A 21560-nucleotide genomic window follows, 5' to 3' on the forward strand; every position below is an offset into this window, starting at 1 on the left:
GGAGCACGGCGGCCGGCTCAGCCGCGGGCGTGCCCGAGCTCGACGTTCTCCAGCACGCCGATCGCGTCCGGCACCAGCACCGCCGCCGAGTAGTAGGTGCTGACCAGGTACGAGGCGACGGCCTTCTCGTCGATGCCCATGAACCGGACGTTCAGCCCCGGCTCGACCTCGTCCGGGATGCCGATCTGGGTGAGCCCGACCACGCCCTGGTTGTCCTCGCCGACCCGCATCGCGATGAACGCGCTGGTCTGCTGGTCGGAGACCGGGATCTTGGTGCACGGGAAGATCGGCACCCCGCGCCAGGTCGGCCGCTGCTTGCCGAGCACGTCGACGGTGGCCGGGTAGACGCCGGCCTTGTTACACTCCCGCTCGAAGGCGGCGATCGCCCGCGGGTGGGCGAACAGGTAGTCGGTGTCCCGGCGCATGCTCAGCAGCTCGTCCAGGTCGTCCGGGGTGGGCGCCCCGGAGCGGGTCTGGATCCGCTGGTCGAAGTCGGCGTTGTTGAGCAGGCCGAACTCCGGGTTGTTGATGATCTCGTGCTCCTGCCTCTCCCGCAGCGCCTCGACGGTCAGCCGCAGCTGCTCCTCGGTCTGGTTCATCGGCTTGTTGTAGAGGTCAGCGACCCGGGTGTGCACCTTCAGGACCGTCTGGGCGACGCTCAGCTCGTACTCGCGCGGCCTCAGCTCGTAGTCGACGAAGGCACCGGGCAGCTCGTACTCGCCCTCGTGGCCGGCCGACAGGTCGATCTCCGCCTCGCCGTGCGCGTTCTGGGCCTGCGCGGCGTCGGCGGCGAAGCCCAGCAGCTGCTCGCGCAGCGAGTCCGAGCGGTCGACCAGCTCCTGGAAGACCGACCAGGACAGCGCCATCGCGGTGCCGGAGGTCGCCGCCTTCACGGTGTACGGCCAGGTGCCGCTCGGCTCGGTGAGCGCCTCGTCGCCGAGGTGGTCGCCGTCGGCGAGCGAGCCGAGCACCGCCTGCTCGCCGTACTTGCCGGTGCCGACCCGGTCCACCTTGCCGTGCGCGACCAGGAACACCTCCTCGATCGGCGCGCCCTCCCGCACCAGCACGTCGCCGACCGCGAAGTCCCGCTGAACGAACCGGCGGGCCAGCTCCTCCAGCACGGCGTCGTCCTCGTAGCCGCGCAGCGCCGGGACCTCGCGCAGCGAGGGGGCGATCACGCTCACCGCGGAGCCGGCCACGGAGAAGCCCACCCTGCCGCGGCCGGCGGCGAAGCTGAGGCGGCGGTTGACCCGGTAGGTGCCGGCACTGACCTGCACCCAGGGCAGCATCTTCAGCAGCCAGCGGGAGGTGATCTCCTGCATCTGCGGCTTCGACTTGGTCGTCGTCGCCAGGTTGCGCGCCGCGGTCGTGCTGAGGCTGAGCTGGGCCCGCACCCGCACTGTCGCGGATCCCGGGCCGGGGGTCGGGGTGGACTCGGTCTCGACCGTCATGTCCGCACTCCTGTCACTCGGGCATCGATGAGCATCCGTCAGAAGATCCATCGGCCGATCGGCCGGGGCTCGCAAGAGGCGCACGGCGCATTCCTCCCTGCACGAACCGCCGCGCGCGCCCCACCGGCCACCCGCACACGTCCCGTCCGGGTGGCCGGTTCTCGCCGCACACCGCCGACAGGGGCGAAAAACCGGATGAGAAGTGACGGGCTCTCTGCCTACCCTCACCGCGATGGCCGAGAACCGACAAGACACCGACAACCCGCCCGCCGACGGGACCGCCGAACCCGCCGCGGCGGCCACCACCGCCGCAGCCGCACCGCCGGCCGCGCCCCGCCACTCCACGGTCCGCTCGCTGCTGCGCCTGTGGCCGTACGCGCGCGCCGTCCGCGGCCGGCTGGTCGTCTCGGTGACGGCCGCCACGCTCGGCATGCTGAGCACCCTCGCCGTCCCGGTGCTCCTCGGCCGGATCGTGGACGGCCCGCTCGCCACGCACGACCTCGCCGCCCTCTGGCCGCTGATCGGCCTGGTGCTGCTGGTCGGGCTCTTCGAGGCCGGACTGTTCTTCACCCGCCGGGTGGTGCTGGCCCGCCCGCTGGCCGGGCTGGAGACGGCGATGCGCGGCGACCTCTTCGCCAAGCTCCAGCGGCTGCCGGTCTCCTTCCACGACCGCTGGGGCTCCGGCCAGCTCCTGTCCCGGGCCACCGCCGACATGTACACCATGCGGCTGTTCCTGGCCTTCCCGCTGGTGTTCCTGATCGTCAACTCGGTCATGTTCCTGGCGGGCACGGTGGTGATGTTCACCCAGGACTGGCGGCTCGCCCTGATCGCCCTGGTGCCCGTCGTCCCGCTGTTCGTCCTCACCCGGCGCTTCGAGTCCGGCTACTCCGGCGCCTCCCGCCTCGCCCAGGACCAGAACGGCGACCTCGCCACCGTGGTCGAGGAGTCCGTCCTCGGCATCCGGATCCTCAAGGCCTTCGGCCGCCACCGCTCGATGGCCGAGCGCTTCCGGGCCCAGGCCCGGGAGCTGCGCCGCACCGAGCTGCACAAGGCCCACCTGCTGGCCAACCTCTGGGCGGTGATCGTCGGCCTGCCGGAGATCGTCCTCGGCTGCGCCCTCGCCGTCGGCGCGTACCTGGTCGCCCACGACGAGCTGAGCGCCGGCGCCCTGGTCGCCTTCCTCTCCACCGCGCTCGCGCTGCGCTGGCCGGTGGAGTCGCTCGGCTGGCTGCTCGCGTACGCCAACGAGGCCGCCACCGCGACCGACCGCTTCTTCGAGGTGCTGGACGAGCCGGACACCCCCGACCCGGGCACCGCCACCGGCCTCACCACCCGGGACGGCATCCGCTTCACCGGCGTCCGCTTCCGCTACCCCGACGCCCCGGCCGGCAGCCCCGACCTGCTGACCGGCATCGACCTGCACGTCCGCAGCGGCGAGACGATGGCCCTGGTCGGCGCCACCGGCAGCGGCAAGACCACGCTGACCGCCCTGCTCCCCCGGCTGTACGACGCCACCGCCGGCACCATCACGCTGGACGGCCGGGACATCCGCGACCTGCCCCGGGAGCGGCTGCGCGAACTCGTCGCGGTCGCCTTCGAGGAGCCCACCCTGTTCTCCGCCACCGTCCGGGAGAACGTCCTGATGGGCGCCCCGGGCGCGACCGGGGAGCAGCTGCGCTCCGCCCTCGCCACCGCCCAGGCCGGCTTCGTGGAGAAGCTCCCGGAGGGTGCCGACACCGAGGTCGGCGAGCAGGGCCTGAGCCTGTCCGGCGGCCAGCGCCAGCGCCTCGCCCTGGCCCGCGCGGTGGTCGGCGACCCGGCCTTCCTGGTGCTGGACGATCCGCTCTCCGCCCTGGACGTGCACACCGAGGCCCTGGTCGAGCGCGCGCTGCGCGAGGTCCTCGGCACCACCACCGCCCTGGTGGTGGCCCACCGTCCCAGCACCGTGCTGCTCGCCGACCGGGTCGCGGTCCTGGCGGACGGCCGGATCGAGGCCGTCGGCACCCACCAGGAGCTGCTCCGCGACTGCGCGCTCTACCGCGAACTGATGTCGGGCGAGGCCGCCCTCGTGCCCGAAGGAAGTGCAGCCCCGTGACCACGACCGCCGAACCCACGAAGGCCGGGCCCGCCGCGTCCGCCGCGTCCGCCGAGGAGGAACTTCCCCCGCCCCCGGCCGACGAGGAGGACATCCCCGTCCCGCCCGGCGCACCCCGGGCGCTGCTGCGCTCGCTGCTCGGCCCGCACCGGGCCCGGATCGCCGTCGCGATGGTGGTGATCCTGGTCCAGCAGGCCGCCCTGCAGTCCGGCCCGCTGCTGGTCGCGGTGGCGATGGACCGCGCCATCCCGGCGCTGCGCGAGCACGACTCCGGCCCGCTGGTCGCGGTCATCGCCGCGTACCTGTTCTGCGCGCTGCTCAGCCCGGTGCTGCAGTGGGTGTTCATCAAGATCAGCGCCCGGATCAACCAGGACATCCTGCTGGAGCTGCGCGGCCGGATCTTCCGGCACGCCCAGCGGCTGAGCCTGGACTTCCACGAGCGCTACACCTCGGGCCGGATCATCTCCCGGGCCACCAGTGACATCGACGCGCTGCGCGAGCTGCTCTCGGAGGGCCTGCAGGAGCTGCTGACGGTCTTCCTGTCGGTCTGCTACATCTCGGTGCTGCTGCTGGTGCTGGACTGGCGGCTCGGGCTGGTCTCGCTGGTGTCCGCGGTGCCGCTGGCGCTGATCGCCCGGTCCTTCCGCAGCCGCTCGCGCCGGGTGTACCGCCGCTCCCGCACCTCGGCGGCCTCGCTGATCGTCCGCTTCACCGAGACCATGAACGGCATCCGCCCGGTGCAGGCCTTCCGCCGCGAGAAGGCCAACGACGCGGCCTTCGCGGTGGTCAACCGGCAGTCCGCCACCGCGACCGCGGACGGCCTGCTGGAGATCGCCCGCTACGTCGGCCTCTCCCGGGCCACCGCCAACCTGTGGCTCACCGGCGTGCTGCTGTTCGGCGCGTACCTGGCCGTCGACGACTCGCTGGCGCTGGGCACGCTCACCGCCTTCGTGCTCTACCTGCGCCGGCTCTACGACCCGATCGACCAGCTGGCGATGTTCCTGAACAGCTACCAGTCGGCCGCCGCCGCGCTGGAGAAGATCGCCGGCCTGCTCGCCCACGAGCCGACCGTCGCCGAACCGGCCGAGCCGAAGGAGCTGCCGCAGGCGGCCCGGAAGGGCCGGGAGGTGTCCTTCGAGGCGACCCGCTTCTCCTACCCCACCGGCAAGGAGGTGCTGCCGCCCTTCGACCTGCTGATCCCGGCCGGGCAGACGGTCGCGGTGGTCGGCGCGACCGGCGCGGGCAAGTCGACGGTCGCCAAGCTGCTGGCCCGCTTCTACGACCCGACCGAGGGCCGGATCCGGCTGGACGGCGTGGACCTGCGCGAGCTGGCCACCGCCGAGCTGCGGCGCGGGGTGGTGATGGTGACCCAGGAGTCCTTCCTGTTCTCCGGCACGGTCGCCGAGAACATCGCGATCGGCCGCCCCGGCGCCACCCGCGCGGAGGTCGAGCGGGCCGCCCGCGACATCGGCGCGTACGAGTTCATCGCCGCGCTGCCGGACGGCTTCGACACCGACGTGCGCAAGCGCGGCGGCCGGATCTCGGCCGGCCAGCGCCAGCTGGTGGCCTTCGCCCGCGCCCTGCTGGCCGACCCGGCGGTGCTGATCCTGGACGAGGCGACCAGTTCGCTGGACGTCCCGGGCGAGCAGGCCGTACAACGGGCGATGCGCACGGTGCTGGCCGGCCGGACGGCGGTGATCATCGCGCACCGGCTCTCCACCGTGGAGATCGCCGACCGCGTCCTGGTGATGGACCAGGGCCGGATCGTGGAGGACGGCTCCCCGCAGGAGCTGGTCGACGGCTCCGGCCGCTTCGCCACCCTCCACCGGGCCTGGCGGGACAGCCTGGTCTAGCCGCGGGGTGTCCGACACCCCCGGCCCCTCGATGTGCCCGTCCGGGTGCGCCGTCACGCACCCGGCCGGGCCGCCCCTCGGACGACTGCCGTCCGTCCGTCGCGGACGCACGGACGGCAGTCGTCCGGCGCGACGTCAGCGCAGCAGCCCCGCGTCCATCCCGGCCGACTCGACGGGCAGGGCGACCAGGCCCGGCTCGGCCGGGGAGGCCAGCAGCGGGTGCGCGGGCAGTACCCGGACGGTGTAGCCGAACGGGCCGGTCCGGCACAGCTCCAGCGTGCCCTCGTAGCGGGTGCGGCCGTCCAGGTCGGGCCCGCCGACCGGCTTCAGGGCGAGCAGGCAGGCGTCCGAGATGCCGTCCGACTCGTCCACCCGGCCGGAGACCACCTGGACCTCGACGTCGCCCGGCTGCAGGGTGCCGAGCGCGACCTGCACCCGCAGCGCCAGCGAGCTGCCCAGCTCCTGGGCCTCGGTCGGGCACTCCGCCTCGACGTGCTCGACCCGGACGGCCGGCCAGGCCTCCCGGACCTTCGCCTTCCAGCCGGCCAGCTCCCGGGCGCCCGTGAACCGCCCGGTGGACCGCCCGCCCGCCTCCGCGCGCCCGGCTTCCGGCGCCGCCAGCTCCCGCTGGGCCAGCGCCGCCGGGGCGTACAGCCGTTCGACGTACTCGCGGACCATCCGCCCGGCGAGCACCTTGGGCCCGAGGGTGACCAGGGTGTGCCGGACCATGGCGATCCAGTGGTGCGGCAGGCCGTCCGCGTCGCGGTCGTAGAACCGGGCGGCGACCTGGTGCTCGATCAGGTCGTAGAGCGCGGCCGCCTCGATGTCGTCGCGCCGCTCGGCCTCGCCGCTGTCCGGGTCGAGCACCCCGCCGCTCTCGTCGGCGGTGGGGATCGCCCAGCCGTTGCGGCCGTCGTACCACTCGTCCCACCAGCCGTCCAGGACGGACAGGTTGAGGCAGCCGTTGAGCGCGGCCTTCATCCCCGAGGTGCCGCAGGCCTCCAGTGGGCGCAGCGGGTTGTTGAGCCAGACGTCGCAGCCGGGGTAGAGGTGCCGGGCCATCGCCATGTCGTAGTCCGGCAGGAAGACGATCCGGTGCCGGACCGCCGGGTCGTCGGCGAAGGCGACCATCTGCTGGATCAGCCGCTTGCCGCCGTCGTCGGCCGGATGGGCCTTGCCGGCCACCACGATCTGCACCGGCCGGGTGGGGTGCAGCAGCAGGCCGCGCAGCCGCTCCGGGTCGCGCAGCATCAGGGTGAGCCGCTTGTAGGAGGGCACCCGGCGGGCGAAGCCGATGGTGAGCACGTCGGGGTCGAGCACCGAGGAGACCCAGCCGAGCTCGGCCTCCCCGGCCCCGCGCTGGCGCCAGGAGGCGCGCAGCCGGCGGCGGGCCTCCTCCACCAGCTGGGCGCGCAGGGTGCGGCGGAGCTCCCAGATCTCGGTGGTGCCGATCGTCTCCAGGCCGGTCCAGCGGGTGGCCTCGCCGGTGGTCATCGCCTCCTCGGCGCGCTCGGCGCCGATCTCGGCGGCGCCGAGCCGCACGACCGCCGGGTCGATCCAGGTGGCGGCGTGCACGCCGTTGGTGACCGAGGTGATCGGCACCTCGGAGGGGTCGAAGCCGGGCCAGAGGCCGTTGAACATCGAGCGGCTGACCTCGCCGTGCAGGGTGGAGACCCCGTTGGCGCGCTGGGCCAGCCGCAGGCCCATGGCGGCCATGTTGAACAGCTTCGGGTCCCCGCCGGGCCAGGTCTCGGCGCCGAGCGCGAGCACCCGGTCGACCGGGACGCCGGGCAGCGCGGCGTCGCCGCCGAAGTGGCGGGCGACGAGGTCGCGGTCGAAGCGGTCGATGCCGGCCGGGACCGGCGTGTGGGTGGTGAAGAGGGTGCCGGCCCGGACGGACTCCAGGGCGGCGGCGAAGTCCGGACCGTCCGGCTCCTCGGCGACGAGTTCGCGGATCCGTTCGACGCCGAGGAAACCGGCGTGGCCCTCGTTGGTGTGGAAAACCTCGGGGGCGGGGTGTCCGGTGAGCCGGCAGTAGACGCGCACGGCCCGGACGCCGCCGATGCCGAGCAGCATCTCCTGCAGCAGCCGGTGCTCGCTGCCGCCGCCGTAGAGCCGGTCGGTGACGTCGCGTTCGGCCGGCGAGTTGGCCTCGATGTCGGAGTCGAGCAGCAGCAGCGGGACCCGCCCGACCTGGGCCTTCCAGATCCGGGCGGCCAGGGTGCGGCCGCCGGGCAGGGCGAGGTCGACCCGGCTGGGGGTGCCGTCGGCCTCCCGGAGCGGGCTGACCGCCAGCTCGTCCGGGTCGAGCAGCGGGTAGCGCTCCTGCTGCCAGCCGTCCCGGCCGAGGGACTGCCGGAAGTAGCCGTGCCGGTAGAACAGCCCGACGCCGATGACCGGGACGCCGAGGTCGCTGGCGGCCTTGAGGTGGTCGCCGGCCAGGATGCCGAGCCCGCCGGAGTACTGGGGCAGCGCGGCGGCGATGCCGTACTCGGGCGAGAAGTAGGCGATCGCGGCGGGCAGCGGGGCGGCCTCGGCCTCCTGCTGCCGGGTCTGGTACCAGCGCGGGCCGGTCAGGTAGTCGCGCAGGTCGTCGGCGAGGTCGCCGAGTCTGCGCAGGAACCGCCGGTCGGCGGCGAGCGCGGCGAGCCGGCCGGCCGGGACCTCCCCGAGCAGCCGCACCGGGTCCTCGCCGGTCGCGGCCCAGACCTCCGGGTCCACGGACCGGAACAGGTCCCTGGTCTCGGGGTGCCAGGACCAGCGCAGGTTGAGGGCCAGCTCGTGCAACGGCTGGAGTTGTTCGGGCAGGACGGTGCGGACGGTGAATCTGCGGATTGCCTTCACGGCGTGAAGCGTAGCCGTGGCGGCCGGTCCGACAGTGCGTCAAGTGGGCTATTGGGCATCCGTTCGGGCTATTGATGAGATCGCATTCGGCGCATTGGACTGCACGGGGGGCGCGCGAGGCGCACATTTCGAGGAGCCGCGCTACCAATACGTGAACTCTTCGGTACGGATCCATTTCCGATGGCGCATCCGCTCGGGAGAAGACCCGAAACTACTGTCGTACTGCTGCAAAAACCTTGTCGCCGGTGCGAGGATGACCGAAGGTCGTTGATGCTGTGGGGAGTGCGGCGACGGGTGGCGTCCCCCTTGAAGCAGCACGTCCGAATCCTTTTCGCGTTGGCCGTTCCCGTTCTTCTTAGCCCATTCGGCGCTCACCGCGCACCGACGCGTGTCCTCGCGCCCGGCCCGCTCGTTCACGGGTGGACCGGACCGCCCAGGGGCGCGCCCCCGGAGGCGTGCGCCGGGACGCGCACGGGCTCGGGGGCGTCCTGCCACCGGCTCGGCGGGCGCCGGGCAGGTTGCCGGGGACGGCGGCGCGGGCAGGCTCCGGTCGCACGTCCTCCCCACCCAGCAGTCCTCCCGGTACTCCCCTGGCCCGATCCCCCGGCCCGCGGGAGCTGCCGCCGATCTCGGGCAGGAGCTTGGCATGCACGGCGACACGCGGGACCAGTCCACACCGGTGGCCGAAGCCCTCGACTCAGCGGTCGCGGAATCCGCCGGACGGATGGATTCTGACACTCGGACAGATCCGGCGATGCCTGCGCCCAGGGCGTCCGGCGCGGTCAGTACCGGATCCTCCGAATCCCAACCCCCCGCGGACCGGCCCTCGACGGCGCGGTCCTCCGAAACGGCCCGACGACCCGGGACCGAGGAGGACCGGACCGCGGCGCCCCGCAGGCGCACCACCACGCGCCGCACCACCGCCACCGCGTCGGCCGCCACCCCGAAGGCCGGAGCCGGGGCCGAGCCCGCGCCCCGCAAGACCGCCACGAGGAAGGCGGCCGCCCCGAAGGCGCCCGCCGCGAAGACCGCCGCCGAACCGGCGGCCGGGCCCGCCCGCAAGACCGCCGCCAAGCCCTCCGCCCGCAAGACAGAGAGCGACACCGTGATCGGCCGCATCCCCGTCCTGGACGTCAGTCCCCTCGTCGACGCCGGCCGCCGCCCGGCCAAGGCCGTCGTCGGCGAGACCTTCCTGGTCACCGCGACCGTCTTCCGGGAGGGCCACGACGCCGTCAACGCCAACGTGGTGCTGCGCGACCCGCGCGGCCGCAGCGGCCCGTGGACCCCGATGCGCGAGCTCGCCGAGGGCACCGACCGCTGGGGCGCGTACGTCACCCCGACCGCGCCCGGCCGCTGGTCGTACCTGGTGGAGGCGTGGAGCGACCCGGTCGCCACCTGGCGCAGGACCGCCTCGGTGAAGCTGCCCGCCGGGATCGACACCGCGCTGGTCCTGGAGGAGGGGGCCCGGCTGTTCGAGCAGGCCGCGGCCGGTGTGCCGAAGAAGGAGGGCCGCGCCGACGTCCTGGCCGCCGCCGAGGCGCTGCGCGACCCGACCATGCCGCCGCTGTCCCGGCTGGCTGCCGCCCTCGCCCCCGAGGTGCTGGAGCTGCTGGCCCGCTACCCGCTGCGCGAGCTGCTCAGCGCCTCCCGCCCGCTGCCGCTGCAGGTGGACCGCGAGCGGGCGCTGTTCGGCTCCTGGTACGAGTTCTTCCCCCGTTCGGAGGGGGCCGTGGTGGACCCGAGCGGCGTCGAGCCGCCGCGCTCGGGCACCCTGCGCACCGCCGCCGAACGGCTGCCGGCGGTCGCCGCGATGGGCTTCGACGTGGTCTACCTGCCGCCGGTCCACCCGATCGGCCGAGCCTTCCGCAAGGGCCCGGACAACACCCTGACGGCCGGTCTGCACGACGTCGGCTCGCCCTGGGCGATCGGCTCCCCGGAGGGCGGCCACGACGCCGTCCACCCGGACCTCGGCACCGTCGAGGACTTCGACCACTTCGTCTCCGAGGCCCGGGAGCTGAACCTGGAGGTGGCGCTCGACTTCGCCCTCCAGTGCTCGCCCGACCACCCGTGGGTGAACAAGCACCCGGAATGGTTCAGCCACCGCGCGGACGGCACCATCGCCTACGCCGAGAACCCGCCGAAGAAGTACCAGGACATCTACCCGGTCAACTTCGACCAGGACATGGACGGAATCGTCAAGGAAACCGTCCGAATCCTTCGGTTCTGGATGTCACACGGCGTGCGGATCTTCCGGGTCGACAACCCGCACACCAAACCGGTGGTGTTCTGGGAGAAGGTGCTCTCCGACATCGCCCGCACCGACCCCGATGTCGTGTTCCTGGCGGAGGCCTTCACCCGCCCCGCGATGATGCACACCCTGGCGAAGATCGGTTTCCACCAGTCGTACACGTACTTCACCTGGCGCACCACCAAACCGGAACTCACCGAGTACCTCACCGAACTCACCGGTGACGCAGCGGCCTACATGCGCCCCAACTTCTTCGCCAACACCCCGGACATCCTGCACGCCTACCTGCAGCACGGCGGCCGCGCCGCCTTCGCGGTCCGCGCGGTGCTCGCCGCCACCCTCTCCCCCAGCTACGGCGTCTACGCCGGCTACGAGCTCCACGAGAACGAGCCGGCCCACCCGGGCTCCGAGGAGTACCTGCACTCGGAGAAGTACGAGCTGCGCCCGCGCGACTGGAACCGCACCGACACCCTCGCCCCGCTGCTGACCGTGCTCAACCGGCTGCGCCGGCGCCACCCCGCCCTGCAGCAGCTGCGCGACCTGCGCTTCCACCCCACCGACAACGACCAGGTGCTCGCCTACTCCAAGACCGCGACCACCCCCGAGGGCCTCACCGACCAGGTCATCACCGTGGTGAACCTCGACCCGCACCACGTCCAGGAGGCCACCGTCAGCCTCGACGGCGACGGCCCGTACGCGGTGCACGACGAGCTCACCGGCGCCGTCTACACCTGGGGCCGGCACAACTACGTCCGGCTCGATCCCTCAGCCGAGCCGGCTCACCTCCTCACGGTTCGGAGGAACCCAGCGTGACAGTGAACGAGCCCGTCCCCGACACCTTCCCCGAGACCTCGAAGAAGAACCTGGACCCCGAGTGGTTCAAGCGTGCGGTCTTCTACGAGGTGCTGGTGCGGTCCTTCCAGGACAGCAACGGCGACGGGGTCGGGGACCTCAAGGGGCTCACGGCCAAGCTCGACTACCTCCAGTGGCTCGGGATCGACTGCCTCTGGCTCCCCCCGTTCTTCGCCTCGCCGCTGCGCGACGGCGGCTACGACGTGTCCGACTACACCTCGGTGCTGCCGGAGTTCGGCGACCTCGCCGACTTCATGGAGTTCACCGACGCCGCGCACGCCCGCGGCATGCGCGTGATCATCGACTTCGTCATGAACCACACCAGCGACCAGCACCCGTGGTTCCAGGCCTCCCGGGAGGACCCGGACGGGCCCTACGGCGACTTCTACATGTGGGCGGACGACGACAAGCAGTACCCGGACGCCCGGATCATCTTCGTCGACACCGAGACCTCCAACTGGACCTACGACCCGGTCCGCAAGCAGTACTACTGGCACCGCTTCTTCTCGCACCAGCCGGACCTCAACTACGACAACCCCCGGGTCCAGGACGAGATGATCGCCGGGCTGCGGTTCTGGCTCGACCTCGGCATCGACGGCTTCCGGCTGGACGCGGTGCCGTACCTCTTCGCCCGCGAGGGCACCAACTGCGAGAACCTGCCGGAGACCCACGAGTTCCTCAAGCGGGTCCGCAAGGAGATCGACGCCGACTACCCCGACACCGTGCTGCTCGCCGAGGCCAACCAGTGGCCGGAGGACGTCGTCGACTACTTCGGCGACTTCACCTCGGGCGGCGACGAGTGCCACATGGCGTTCCACTTCCCGGTGATGCCGCGGATCTTCATGGCGGTGCGCCGCGAGTCCCGCTACCCGGTGTCCGAGATCCTCGCCAAGACCCCGCGCATCCCCAACGGCTGCCAGTGGGGCATCTTCCTGCGCAACCACGACGAGCTGACCCTGGAGATGGTCACCGACGAGGAGCGCGACTACATGTACGCGGAGTACGCCAAGGACCCCCGGATGCGCGCCAACGTGGGCATCCGCCGCCGGCTCGCCCCGCTGCTGGAGAACGACCGCAACCAGATCGAGCTGTTCACCGCCCTGCTGCTCTCCCTGCCCGGCTCGCCGGTGCTCTACTACGGGGACGAGATCGGCATGGGCGACAACATCTGGCTCGGCGACCGGGACGGCGTGCGCACGCCGATGCAGTGGACCCCGGACCGCAACGCGGGTTTCTCCTCCGCCGACCCGGGCAGGCTCAGTCTGCCGCCCATCATGGACCCGGTGTACGGCTTCCAGGTGACCAACGTCGAGGCGCAGCAGAGCAGTTCGAGTTCGCTGCTGCACTGGACGCGTCGCATGATCGAGATCCGCAAGCTCAACCCGGCGTTCGGCCTCGGCAGCTACGCCGAACTGCCGTCCAGCAACCCCGCCGTGCTGGCCTTCGTGCGCGAGCACGAGGGGGACCTGGTCATGTGCGTGAACAACTTCTCGCGGTTCGCTCAGCCGACCGAGCTGGACCTGCGGCAGTACGGCGGGCGGTACCCGGTCGAGCTGATCGGCGGGGTGCGCTTCCCGTCGATCGGTGAGTGGCCCTACCTGCTCACCCTGGCCGGGCACGGCTTCTACTGGTTCCAGCTCCGGCAGCCCCCGCGTCTGAGCGGGACCAGGCGGTCGAAGTAACGATCCGCCACGGCCGCACCGCCATACCGGCACCACCAGACCCTCCGGGGGCGCCAGTTGAACCCCAGCGCCCCCGGAGTTCTCTGCACCACCGCGTACGGAGAACAGCCCAACGGCCACCCACACGAAGGCGTGACACCCGAGCCACGCTCGCGTGCCGCGACCGCCGCGCCGCCGCAATCCGGAAGACTGACGGACCCGGCCACGACCCGTCGGGCAGTCCGCGTGCTTCCGGGGAAAGGGAGTCATGTCCGAAACCTCCCGTTCTCAAGCCCATGTGCAGCACGACGCCCCGGCCGGCTCCACCACGCCGACTGGCGCGCGGGGCTCCGGGGTCCGGAGAACCGCCCTGGGGGTCAGCGAGCTCGTCCAGGCGGCGCTGCCGCTGATCGCGGCGTGGCTGCCCACCCAGCGCTGGTACGCCGGGAAGGGACGGCCCATCACCGGTCTCACCCCGGTGGTCGGCACCCCGCTGCAGGTCGGCGACCCGGCCCTGCTGCACCTGCTGCTGCGGGTCGAGCACGCCACCACGGCCGGCGCGCCGCACGGCGACATCTACCAGCTGCTGCTCGGCATCCGCTCGCAGGGACTCGGGGACATCGGGCCCGGCGCGGTGCTCGGCCGGCTCAGCCAGGGACCGTACGACGGCGCGACCCTCTACGACGCGGTGCACGACCCCGAACTCACCGGGCGCCTGCTGGAACACCTCGCCACCGGCGACCGCTTCGGCTCGCTGTCCTTCCGCCGCACCCCCGGCTCCGGACTGCCCGCCAACCTCCCCGGCCGCGCCTCCACCGCCGAGCAGTCCAACAGCTCGGTCATCTACGGCACCTCGTACATCCTCAAGCTGTTCCGCCGCATCCACCCCGGCACCAACCCCGACCTCGAACTCTCGCTCGCCCTCTCCCGGGCCGGCTCCACCCGCATCCCGCGGGTCGCCGCCTGGTTCGAGAGCCGGATGGAACGCGCCGAACCGGCCACCCTCGGCCTGCTCCAGCGCTACCTGCCGGACGCCGAGGACGGCTGGGAGCTCGCCCTCGACCAGGTCGGCCGGCTCAAGGGCGACCGCTCCCCGGGCAACTTCGCCATCGAGGCGCACCGGCTCGGCCGGGCCACCGCCGAGGTGCACCGGGTGCTGGCCCGGTCGATGCCGGTCGCCCGGCTCGACCGCACCCAGACCGGACGGCTCGCCACCGCGATGGCCGACCGGCTGGACAGCGCCGTCGCCGCCGTCCCCGGACTGCTGCGCTTCCGGGCCGCGCTGCGCACTGCCTTCCAGCAGCTCGCCGACGCCCACCCGGACGGGCTGCCGGTCCAGCGCATCCACGGCGACCTGCACCTCGGGCAGGCCATGCGGACCCCGCACGGCTGGGTCCTGCTGGACTTCGAGGGCGAGCCCGCCAAGTCGGTCAACGAGCGGCGCGAACCGCAGCCCGCCCTGCGCGACGTCGCCGCCATGCTCCGCTCCTTCGACTACGCCGCCGCCCACCTGCTGGCCGGCGGCCCGGTCGACCCGGAACTGGCGCACCTGGCCGCCGCCTGGGCCCAGCGCAACCGCACCGCCTTCAGCGCCGGCTACACGGCCGGGGGCGGCGCCGACCCGGCGGCCTCGCCGGAGCTGATGCGGGCGCTGGAGATCGACAAGGCGGTGTACGAGGTGGTGTACGAGGCCCGGCACCGGCCGAGCTGGCTGCCGATCCCGCTGGCCGCGATCAACCGGCTCGCCCTGTCCGTCTGACTCCCCCGATCCCCGCTCACCCGCCACCCGCACCACCGCCCGCCGCACCGCCGCTTCCCGTACCGCCCGCAGGAGTTCGCCCACCCCCGCCGCAGGAGGACCACGCCGTGACGCCGCTCGACCCGACCGGCCGCCCCGACCGCACCGTTCCGGCCACCTTCCTGGCCGGCGCCGCCGACCCGCCCCGAGCCGAAGGGCTCGCCGACGCCGACGGCGGAGCGGGCCGAGCGACCGACGAAGGAGGGGGTGCCGAAGCGGCGGGCGCCGACGCCGGGCCCGAGCGCCCGGCGCCGCGCGGGCGGACCACGCCGCGCGCGGCCCCCGTTCCCGCGGGCGTTCCGGCGGACGCCCCCGTCGGGGCCCTGCGCCTGCCCGAGGCGCCGCTGCCGCCGTCCGAGGTGGACCGGCTGGTGAGCGGGCAGCACCACGACCCGCACGCCCTGCTCGGCGCGCACCCGGTGCACGGCGGCACGGCGGTCCGGGTGCTGCGCCCGTTCGCCGAGCGGGTGGTCGTCGAGACCCCGCAGGGCCCCGCCGAACTCACCCACCAGCGGAGCGGGCTGTTCACCGGGCTGGTGGCCGGCGGCGAACTGCGGGACTACTCCCTGCTGGTGACCTACCCGGACGGCGAGCCGATGCGCCAGCAGGACGGCTACCGCACCGCGCCCACCCTCGGCGAGCTGGACCTGCACCTGATCTCCGAGGGCCGGCACGAGCAGCTGTGGCGGGCGCTCGGCTCGCACGTGCGCACCGTCGACGGCGTGGCCGGCACGGCGTTCGCGGTCTGGGCGCCGAACGCGGTCGGAGTGCGGCTGATCGGCGACTTCAACCACTGGAACGGCACCGGGCACCCGATGCGCTCGCTCGGCTCCTCCGGCATCTGGGAGCTGTTCGTCCCGGGCCTGGCCGAGGGCACCACGTACAAGTACGAGGTGCACACCCGGCAGGGCTGGGTGCTCGACAAGGCCGACCCGCTGGCCCGGGCCGCCCAGTGCCCGCCCGGCACCGCCTCGGTGGTCACCTCCTCCGCCTACGCGTGGCAGGACGGCGAGTGGATGGCCCGCCGGGCCCGCGCCCCGCACCACCGGGCGCCGATGTCGGTGTACGAGCTGCACCTGCCCTCGTGGCGCCCGGACCTCACCGACTACCGCGCCATCGCCGATGAACTCCCGCGCTACCTCAAGGAGTTGAACTTCACCCACGTGGAGTTCATGCCGGTGATGGAGCACCCCTTCGGCGGCTCCTGGGGCTACCAGGTGTCCGGCTACTACGCCCCCACCGCCCGGCTCGGCGGGCCGGACGACTTCCGGTACCTGGTGGACACCCTGCACCGGCACGGCATCGGCGTGATCGTCGACTGGGTGCCCGCGCACTTCCCCAAGGACGACTTCGCGCTCGCCCGCTTCGACGGCGAGCCGCTGTACGAGCCCGCCGACCCGCTGCGCGCCGAGCACCCCGACTGGGGGACGCTGGAGTTCGACTACGGCCGCAAGGAGGTGCGCAACTTCCTGGTCGCCAACGCGGTCTACTGGTGCGAGGAGTTCCACATCGACGGCCTGCGGGTCGACGCCGTCGCCTCGATGCTCTACCTCGACTACTCCCGCGAGGGCGGCGCCTGGACGCCCAACCAGTTCGGCGGCCGGGAGAACCTGGACGCGGCCTCCTTCCTGCAGGAGATGAACGCCACCGTCTACCGGCGCTGCCCCGGTGTGATCACCATCGCCGAGGAGTCCACCGCCTGGGACGGGGTCACCCGCCCCACCGACGCCGGCGGCCTCGGCTTCGGGCTCAAGTGGAACATGGGCTGGATGCACGACTCGCTGGTCTACATCTCCAAGGAGCCGGTGCACCGCAAGTACCACCACAACGAGATCACCTTCTCGATGGTGTACGCCTACTCGGAGAACTACATCCTGCCGATCTCGCACGACGAGGTCGTCCACGGCAAGCAGGCCCTGGTCTCCAAGATGCCCGGCGACTGGTGGCAGCAGCGCGCCAACCACCGCGCCTACCTGGGCTTCATGTGGTCCCACCCGGGCAAGCAACTGCTCTACATGGGGCAGGAGTTCGCCCAGGGCGCGGAATGGGACCACGAGCACGGCCCGCAGTGGTGGGTGCTCGACGAGCAGTGGCCGGCCCACGAGGACCACCGCGGGGTGCGCCGCCTGGTCCGCGATCTCAACCGGCACTACCGCGACACCCCGGCGCTGTGGGAGCTGGACACCACCCCGGACGGCTTCCGCTGGCTCGACGGCGGCGCCGCGGACGACAACCTGCTCTCCTACGTCCGGTACGCGGCCGACGGCACCCCGCTGGTCGCGGTCTGCAACTTCTCCCCGGTCGTCCGGCACGGCCGCCGGGTCGGCCTGCCCCGCCTGGCGGGCCGCGACCAGCTGTGGGAGGAGGTGCTGAACACCGACGCCGAGGAGTACGGCGGCAGCGGCATCGGCAACTCCCACCCGGTCAAGGCCGAAGCGGTGGAGTGGGACGGCCAGCCCCGCTCCGCGGAACTGGTCCTCCCGCCGCTCGCCACGCTCTGGCTCCGTCCGGCGTGATCGCCTAGGCTCCCCGCCTGAGACTGATCGTCAGCAGGCGGGGGGCTTGCGCGTGTTGCTGTGGACGTCGTTGAAATGTATCTACCTGCTGGCGCCCTTCGTCGGCTGGGCGGCGCTGGTGCGGACCCGGGCGGTCGGGGCCGCGGTCTTCGCCGTCCTGATGGGCCTGGCCACGGCCATCGTCGGCCCGGCGTACGGGTGGTTCTTCATCTGGCCCAGGGCCGACCTGGAAGCCGGGTACCCGTTCGTGGCGGCCCTGGTGATCCTGGCGGGCGTGCTGGGCGAGCGGTGGCTGCGCGGCCCGCGGCCGGAGAACAGGTTCGTCGACCCCGAGAGCGGGGCCGCCGTCGCGTTCTGCATCCACGCGCTCGCCGGAGGGGCCCTCGTGTTGATGTACCAGTTCTTCGCCTACGACGCCTTCCTCCCGAACCTCGCCGAGGTGCCGCTGCCGCCCGGGCTGACCATCGAGCACGTCTCCGGCACCGAGGGCGCCTGTGGCTCGAACTTCTGCTCCCGGACCCTCACCATCGGCAGCCCCGCCGGCGTGACGGCCGACCAGGTGGAGGCCCGGCTGCGGGCCGCGCTCGCCGCCGACGGCTGGACCCCGGGCCGCAACGGCACCCTCGTGCACCCGCACGGCTGGCTGGTGGACCCGCGCGTGTCGGAGGTCTTCGTCAGCGGGCGAACGGTGGAGCTGTCCGGCTCGGACGGCTCCACCGCCCGCTGACCACCGGCGCCCCCGGCAGGACCTTCGTCCCTTGCCGGTCCGGCCCGCCTCTGCTCGCGGACGTTCGTTCGGGGTGCGAAGGTATGGTCGATATGACCACCTTCCGAGACGACGGGACGGAGAAACCCACGTGGCGCGCAGCGTGTACGTGACCGGGATCGACCGGGGGGACGGCCGACAGGCGGTCGAACTCGGGGTCATGGAACTGCTCACCCGCCAGGTGGACCGGGTCGGGCTCTTCCGCCCGCTGGTGCACGCCTCCGCCCCCGGTGAGCCGGGCTCGGACCACGTCGTCGAGCTGCTGCACGGCCGCTACCGGATCGACCTGCCGAGCACCGAGCTGTACGGCCTCACCTACGAGGAGGCCGCCGCGCTGCAGGCCGCCCAGGGGCAGGACGAGCTGGTCTCCGTCCTGGTCGACCGGTTCCGCGCGATGGAACGGCGCTGCCAGGCGGTGCTGGTGCTCGGCACCGACTTCGCCGACACCAACATCCCGGACGAACTGGCCTTCAACGCCCGCCTCGCCAACGAGTTCGGTGCCGCCGTGCTGCCGGTGGTCGGCGGTCAGGGCAAGGACCCGGAGGCCGTGATCGCCGAGGTGCGCAACGCCCACCGGGCGTACACCGACCTCGGCTGCGAGACCCTGGCGATGATCGCCAACCGGACCGCCGCCAGCGCCAAGCAGCGGATCCAGCGCAAGCTCACCGAGAAGCTGCCGATCCCCGCCTACGTCATCCCGGAGGAGCCGGCCCTGGCCGCGCCGACCGTCGCCCAGCTGGTCGAGGCGACCGGCGCCGAGGTGCTGCTCGGCGACGCGGCCGGCCTGGCCCGCGACGTGCGCGGCTACGTCTTCGGCGGCGCCATGCTGCCGACCTTCCTGGACGCGCTGACCGAGGGCGCGCTCGTCGTCACCCCCGGGGACCGCGCCGACCTGGTGATCGGCTCGCTGGCCGCGCACGCCGCCGGCGCCCCGCCGATCGCCGGCGTGCTGCTGACACTCGGCCAGCACCCCGGCCCGAACGTGATGGCGCTCGCCGCCCGGCTCGCCCCGGGCACCCCGGTCGCCGTCGTCCCCGAGGGCAGCTGGCCGACCGCCGCCGCCCTGACCCACCTGGAGGGCAAGCTCACCGCGGCCAGCCCCCGGAAGGCCGAGATCGCCCTCGGCCTGTTCGAACTGCACGTCGACACCGTCGAGTTGACCAACCTGATCGAGGTCGACCGGTCCGAGCGGGTCACCCCGATGATGTTCGAGCACGAGCTGCTGGAGCGGGCCCGGGCCGGCCGCCGGCACGTCGTGCTGCCCGAGGGCACCGAGGAGCGGGTGCTGCGCGCGGCCGAGATCCTGCTGCGCCGCAACATCTGCGACCTCACCCTGCTCGGCGATCCGGACGCGGTGCGCCGCAAGGCCGCCGGCCTCGGCATCGAGCTGCCGCTGGAGGCGCCGGGCGCCGACCGTGCCCAGGTCCGGCTCGTCGACCCGACCACCAGCCCGCTGCGCCGCCAGTTCGCCGAGCTGTACGCGCGGCTGCGGGCCCACAAGGGGATGACCGTCGAACTGGCGCTGGACGTCGTCACGGACGTCTCCTACTTCGGCACCCTGATGGTCCAGGAGGGCATCGCGGACGGCATGGTGTCCGGCGCGGTGCACTCCACCGCGGCGACCATCCGGCCGGCCTTCGAGGTGATCAAGACCTCGCCGGGCGCCGCGATCGTCTCCTCCGTCTTCTTCATGTGCCTGGCCGACAAGGTGCTGGTGTACGGCGACTGCGCGGTCAACCCCGACCCGGACGCCCAGCAGCTGGCCGACATCGCGATCCAGGCCGCCGCCACCGCCGCCCAGTTCGGGGTGGAGCCGCGGGTCGCGATGCTCTCGTACTCGACCGGCACCTCGGGCTCCGGCGCCGACGTCGACAAGGTGCGCAAGGCCACCGAGCTCGTCCGCGAGCTGCGGCCGGACATCCTGGTCGAGGGCCCGATCCAGTACGACGCGGCGGTGGACGAGCACGTCGCGGCCACCAAGCTGCCGGGCTCCCCGGTGGCCGGGCGGGCGACCGTGCTGATCTTCCCGGACCTCAACACCGGCAACAACACCTACAAGGCGGTCCAGCGCTCGGCCGGCGCGGTCGCGGTCGGCCCGGTGCTGCAGGGGCTGCGCAAGCCCGTCAACGACCTCTCCCGCGGGGCGCTGGTGCAGGACATCGTCAACACCGTGGCGATCACCGCCATCCAGTCCCAGGACGACAAGGAGCACCGGGCATGAGCGAAGGAACCCGCGTTCTCGTGCTGAACGCCGGCTCCTCGTCGGTGAAGTACCAGCTGATCGAGATGCTGGACGGCACCCGACTGGCCTCCGGGCTGGTCGAGCGGATCGGCGAGTCGGGCGGGCGCCTGGTGCACACCCCCCGCGCCGGCGAGCCGCGCGAGGCGCTGCAGCCGTTCCCCGACCACTCGGCCGCGCTGAAGGCCGTCGCCGAGGAGCTGGCCGCCGACGGCCTCGGGCTGGACTCCCCCGAGCTGGCCGCGATCGGCCACCGGGTGGTCCACGGCGGCAAGCGGTTCACCGAGCCGACCGTGATCACCGAGGAGGTGCTCGGGGAGATCCGCCGGCTCATCCCGGTGGCCCCGCTGCACAACCCGGCCAACATCACCGGCATCGAGGTGGCCCGGGCGCTGCGCCCCGACCTCCCGCAGGTGGCCGTCTTCGACACCGCCTTCCACGCCTCGATGCCCGAGTACGCGGCGCGGTACGCGATCGACAAGGACGTCGCCGACGAGCACCGGGTGCGCCGCTACGGCTTCCACGGCACCTCGCACCAGTACGTCTCGCGGGCGACCGCCCGGCTGCTCGGCAAGGACCCGGCCGAGGTCAACGTGATCGTGCTGCACCTGGGCAACGGCGCCTCCGCCTCGGCGGTCAGCGGCGGGCGCTGCGTCGACACCTCGATGGGCCTGACCCCGCTGGAGGGCCTGGTCATGGGCACCCGCTCGGGCGACATCGACGCCGGTGTGGTGTTCCACCTGCACCGGGTCGGCGGACTGTCGATCGACGAGATCGACGACCTGCTCAACCGCCGCAGCGGCCTGCGCGGCCTGTGCGGCGAGAACGACATGCGCGAGATCATGCGCCGCGCCGACGAGGGGGACGCGGACGCCAGGCTCGCCTTCGACAGCTACGTCCACCGGCTGCGCAAGTACATCGGCGGCTACTACGGGGTGCTCGGCCGGGTGGACGCGATCGCCTTCACCGCGGGCGTCGGGGAGAACGCGGCGCCGGTGCGCGCGGCGGCCACCGCGGGGCTGGACGAGCTGGGCATCGCCGTGGACCCGGAGCTGAACTCGGTGCGCTCGGGCGCGGCCCGGATCATCTCGCCCGCGTACGCCCGGGTGGCGGTCGCGGTGGTGCCCACCGACGAGGAGCTGGAGATCGCCCGGCAGGCCTTCGCACTGGTGCACCGGGAACCTCACATGTCCGAGGACTGACACAAAATCGTCTCACTCCTCGGAATCATTCGTCG

11 protein-coding genes are annotated in these 21560 nt (G+C 72.9%); 9 read left to right on the top strand and 2 right to left on the bottom strand.

Annotated features, from left to right (window positions below; genetic code table 11):
* Positions 1-17: 17 nt before the first annotated feature.
* A complete protein-coding gene (locus ABT048_RS06815) occupies positions 18-1451 on the bottom strand; it encodes a family 2B encapsulin nanocompartment shell protein (protein WP_350520222.1) in 1434 nt (477 codons plus the stop codon).
* A gap of 232 nt (positions 1452-1683) precedes the next feature.
* Here ABT048_RS06815 and ABT048_RS06820 point away from each other — a divergent pair, with 232 nt between their 5' ends.
* Both ABT048_RS06820 and ABT048_RS06825 read left to right on the top strand, forming a co-directional pair.
* Positions 1684-3546, top strand: a complete 1863-nt coding sequence (locus tag ABT048_RS06820; protein ID WP_350520223.1) for an ABC transporter ATP-binding protein — start codon at positions 1684-1686, stop codon at positions 3544-3546.
* Complete coding sequence (locus ABT048_RS06825; protein ID WP_350520224.1) at positions 3543-5399, top strand: ABC transporter ATP-binding protein; 1857 nt, start codon at positions 3543-3545, stop codon at positions 5397-5399. Before ABT048_RS06820 ends, ABT048_RS06825 begins: the two co-directional genes overlap by 4 nt.
* Before the next feature lie 135 nt (positions 5400-5534).
* Here the strand turns inward: ABT048_RS06825 and glgP are convergent, their stop codons facing one another.
* Positions 5535-8243, bottom strand: coding sequence for an alpha-glucan family phosphorylase (glgP, locus tag ABT048_RS06830; RefSeq protein ID WP_350520225.1), 2709 nt, complete (start codon positions 8241-8243; stop codon positions 5535-5537).
* Positions 8244-9348: 1105 nt separating this feature from the next.
* Here glgP and ABT048_RS06835 point away from each other — a divergent pair.
* From ABT048_RS06835 to ABT048_RS06865, 7 genes are all read left to right on the top strand, one after another.
* Positions 9349-11304 (top strand): alpha-1,4-glucan--maltose-1-phosphate maltosyltransferase, encoded by a 1956-nt coding sequence (locus tag ABT048_RS06835; RefSeq protein WP_350520346.1) that lies wholly within the window; start codon positions 9349-9351, stop codon positions 11302-11304.
* Positions 11301-13025: a maltose alpha-D-glucosyltransferase gene (gene treS, locus ABT048_RS06840; RefSeq protein WP_350520226.1), complete on the top strand. Its 1725-nt coding sequence runs from the start codon at positions 11301-11303 to the stop codon at positions 13023-13025. Before ABT048_RS06835 ends, treS begins: the two co-directional genes overlap by 4 nt.
* Positions 13026-13272: 247 nt before the next feature.
* The gene (locus ABT048_RS06845; RefSeq protein WP_350520227.1) at positions 13273-14763 is read left to right on the top strand and encodes a maltokinase N-terminal cap-like domain-containing protein; all 1491 of its coding nucleotides are present in this window, start codon (positions 13273-13275) and stop codon (positions 14761-14763) included.
* Positions 14764-14870: 107 nt separating this feature from the next.
* Positions 14871-17318: a 1,4-alpha-glucan branching protein GlgB gene (gene glgB / locus ABT048_RS06850; RefSeq protein WP_350520228.1), complete on the top strand. Its 2448-nt coding sequence runs from the start codon at positions 14871-14873 to the stop codon at positions 17316-17318.
* 46 nt (positions 17319-17364) lie between these two features.
* Positions 17365-18045, top strand: a complete 681-nt coding sequence (locus tag ABT048_RS06855) for a hypothetical protein (protein WP_350520229.1) — start codon at positions 17365-17367, stop codon at positions 18043-18045.
* A 130-nt stretch (positions 18046-18175) separates the two neighbouring features.
* Positions 18176-20305, top strand: a complete 2130-nt coding sequence (gene pta, locus ABT048_RS06860; RefSeq protein ID WP_350520230.1) for a phosphate acetyltransferase — start codon at positions 18176-18178, stop codon at positions 20303-20305.
* The gene (locus ABT048_RS06865) at positions 20302-21525 is read left to right on the top strand and encodes an acetate kinase (protein ID WP_350520231.1); all 1224 of its coding nucleotides are present in this window, start codon (positions 20302-20304) and stop codon (positions 21523-21525) included. Before pta ends, ABT048_RS06865 begins: the two co-directional genes overlap by 4 nt.
* Positions 21526-21560: the final 35 nt, after the last annotated feature.

The sequence above is a fragment of the Kitasatospora sp. NPDC096140 genome (genome assembly GCF_040303045.1).
GTDB lineage: Bacteria > Actinomycetota > Actinomycetes > Streptomycetales > Streptomycetaceae > Kitasatospora.

Coding starts and splice junctions, on each gene's coding strand:
- ABT048_RS06865 (WP_350520231.1), top strand. CDS start 20,302: ATGAGCGAAGGAACCCGCGTTCTCGTGCTGAACGCCGGCTCCTCGTCG.
- ABT048_RS06845 (WP_350520227.1), top strand. CDS start 13,273: ATGTCCGAAACCTCCCGTTCTCAAGCCCATGTGCAGCACGACGCCCCG.
- ABT048_RS06815 (WP_350520222.1), bottom strand. CDS start 1,451: ATGACGGTCGAGACCGAGTCCACCCCGACCCCCGGCCCGGGATCCGCG.
- ABT048_RS06820 (WP_350520223.1), top strand. CDS start 1,684: ATGGCCGAGAACCGACAAGACACCGACAACCCGCCCGCCGACGGGACC.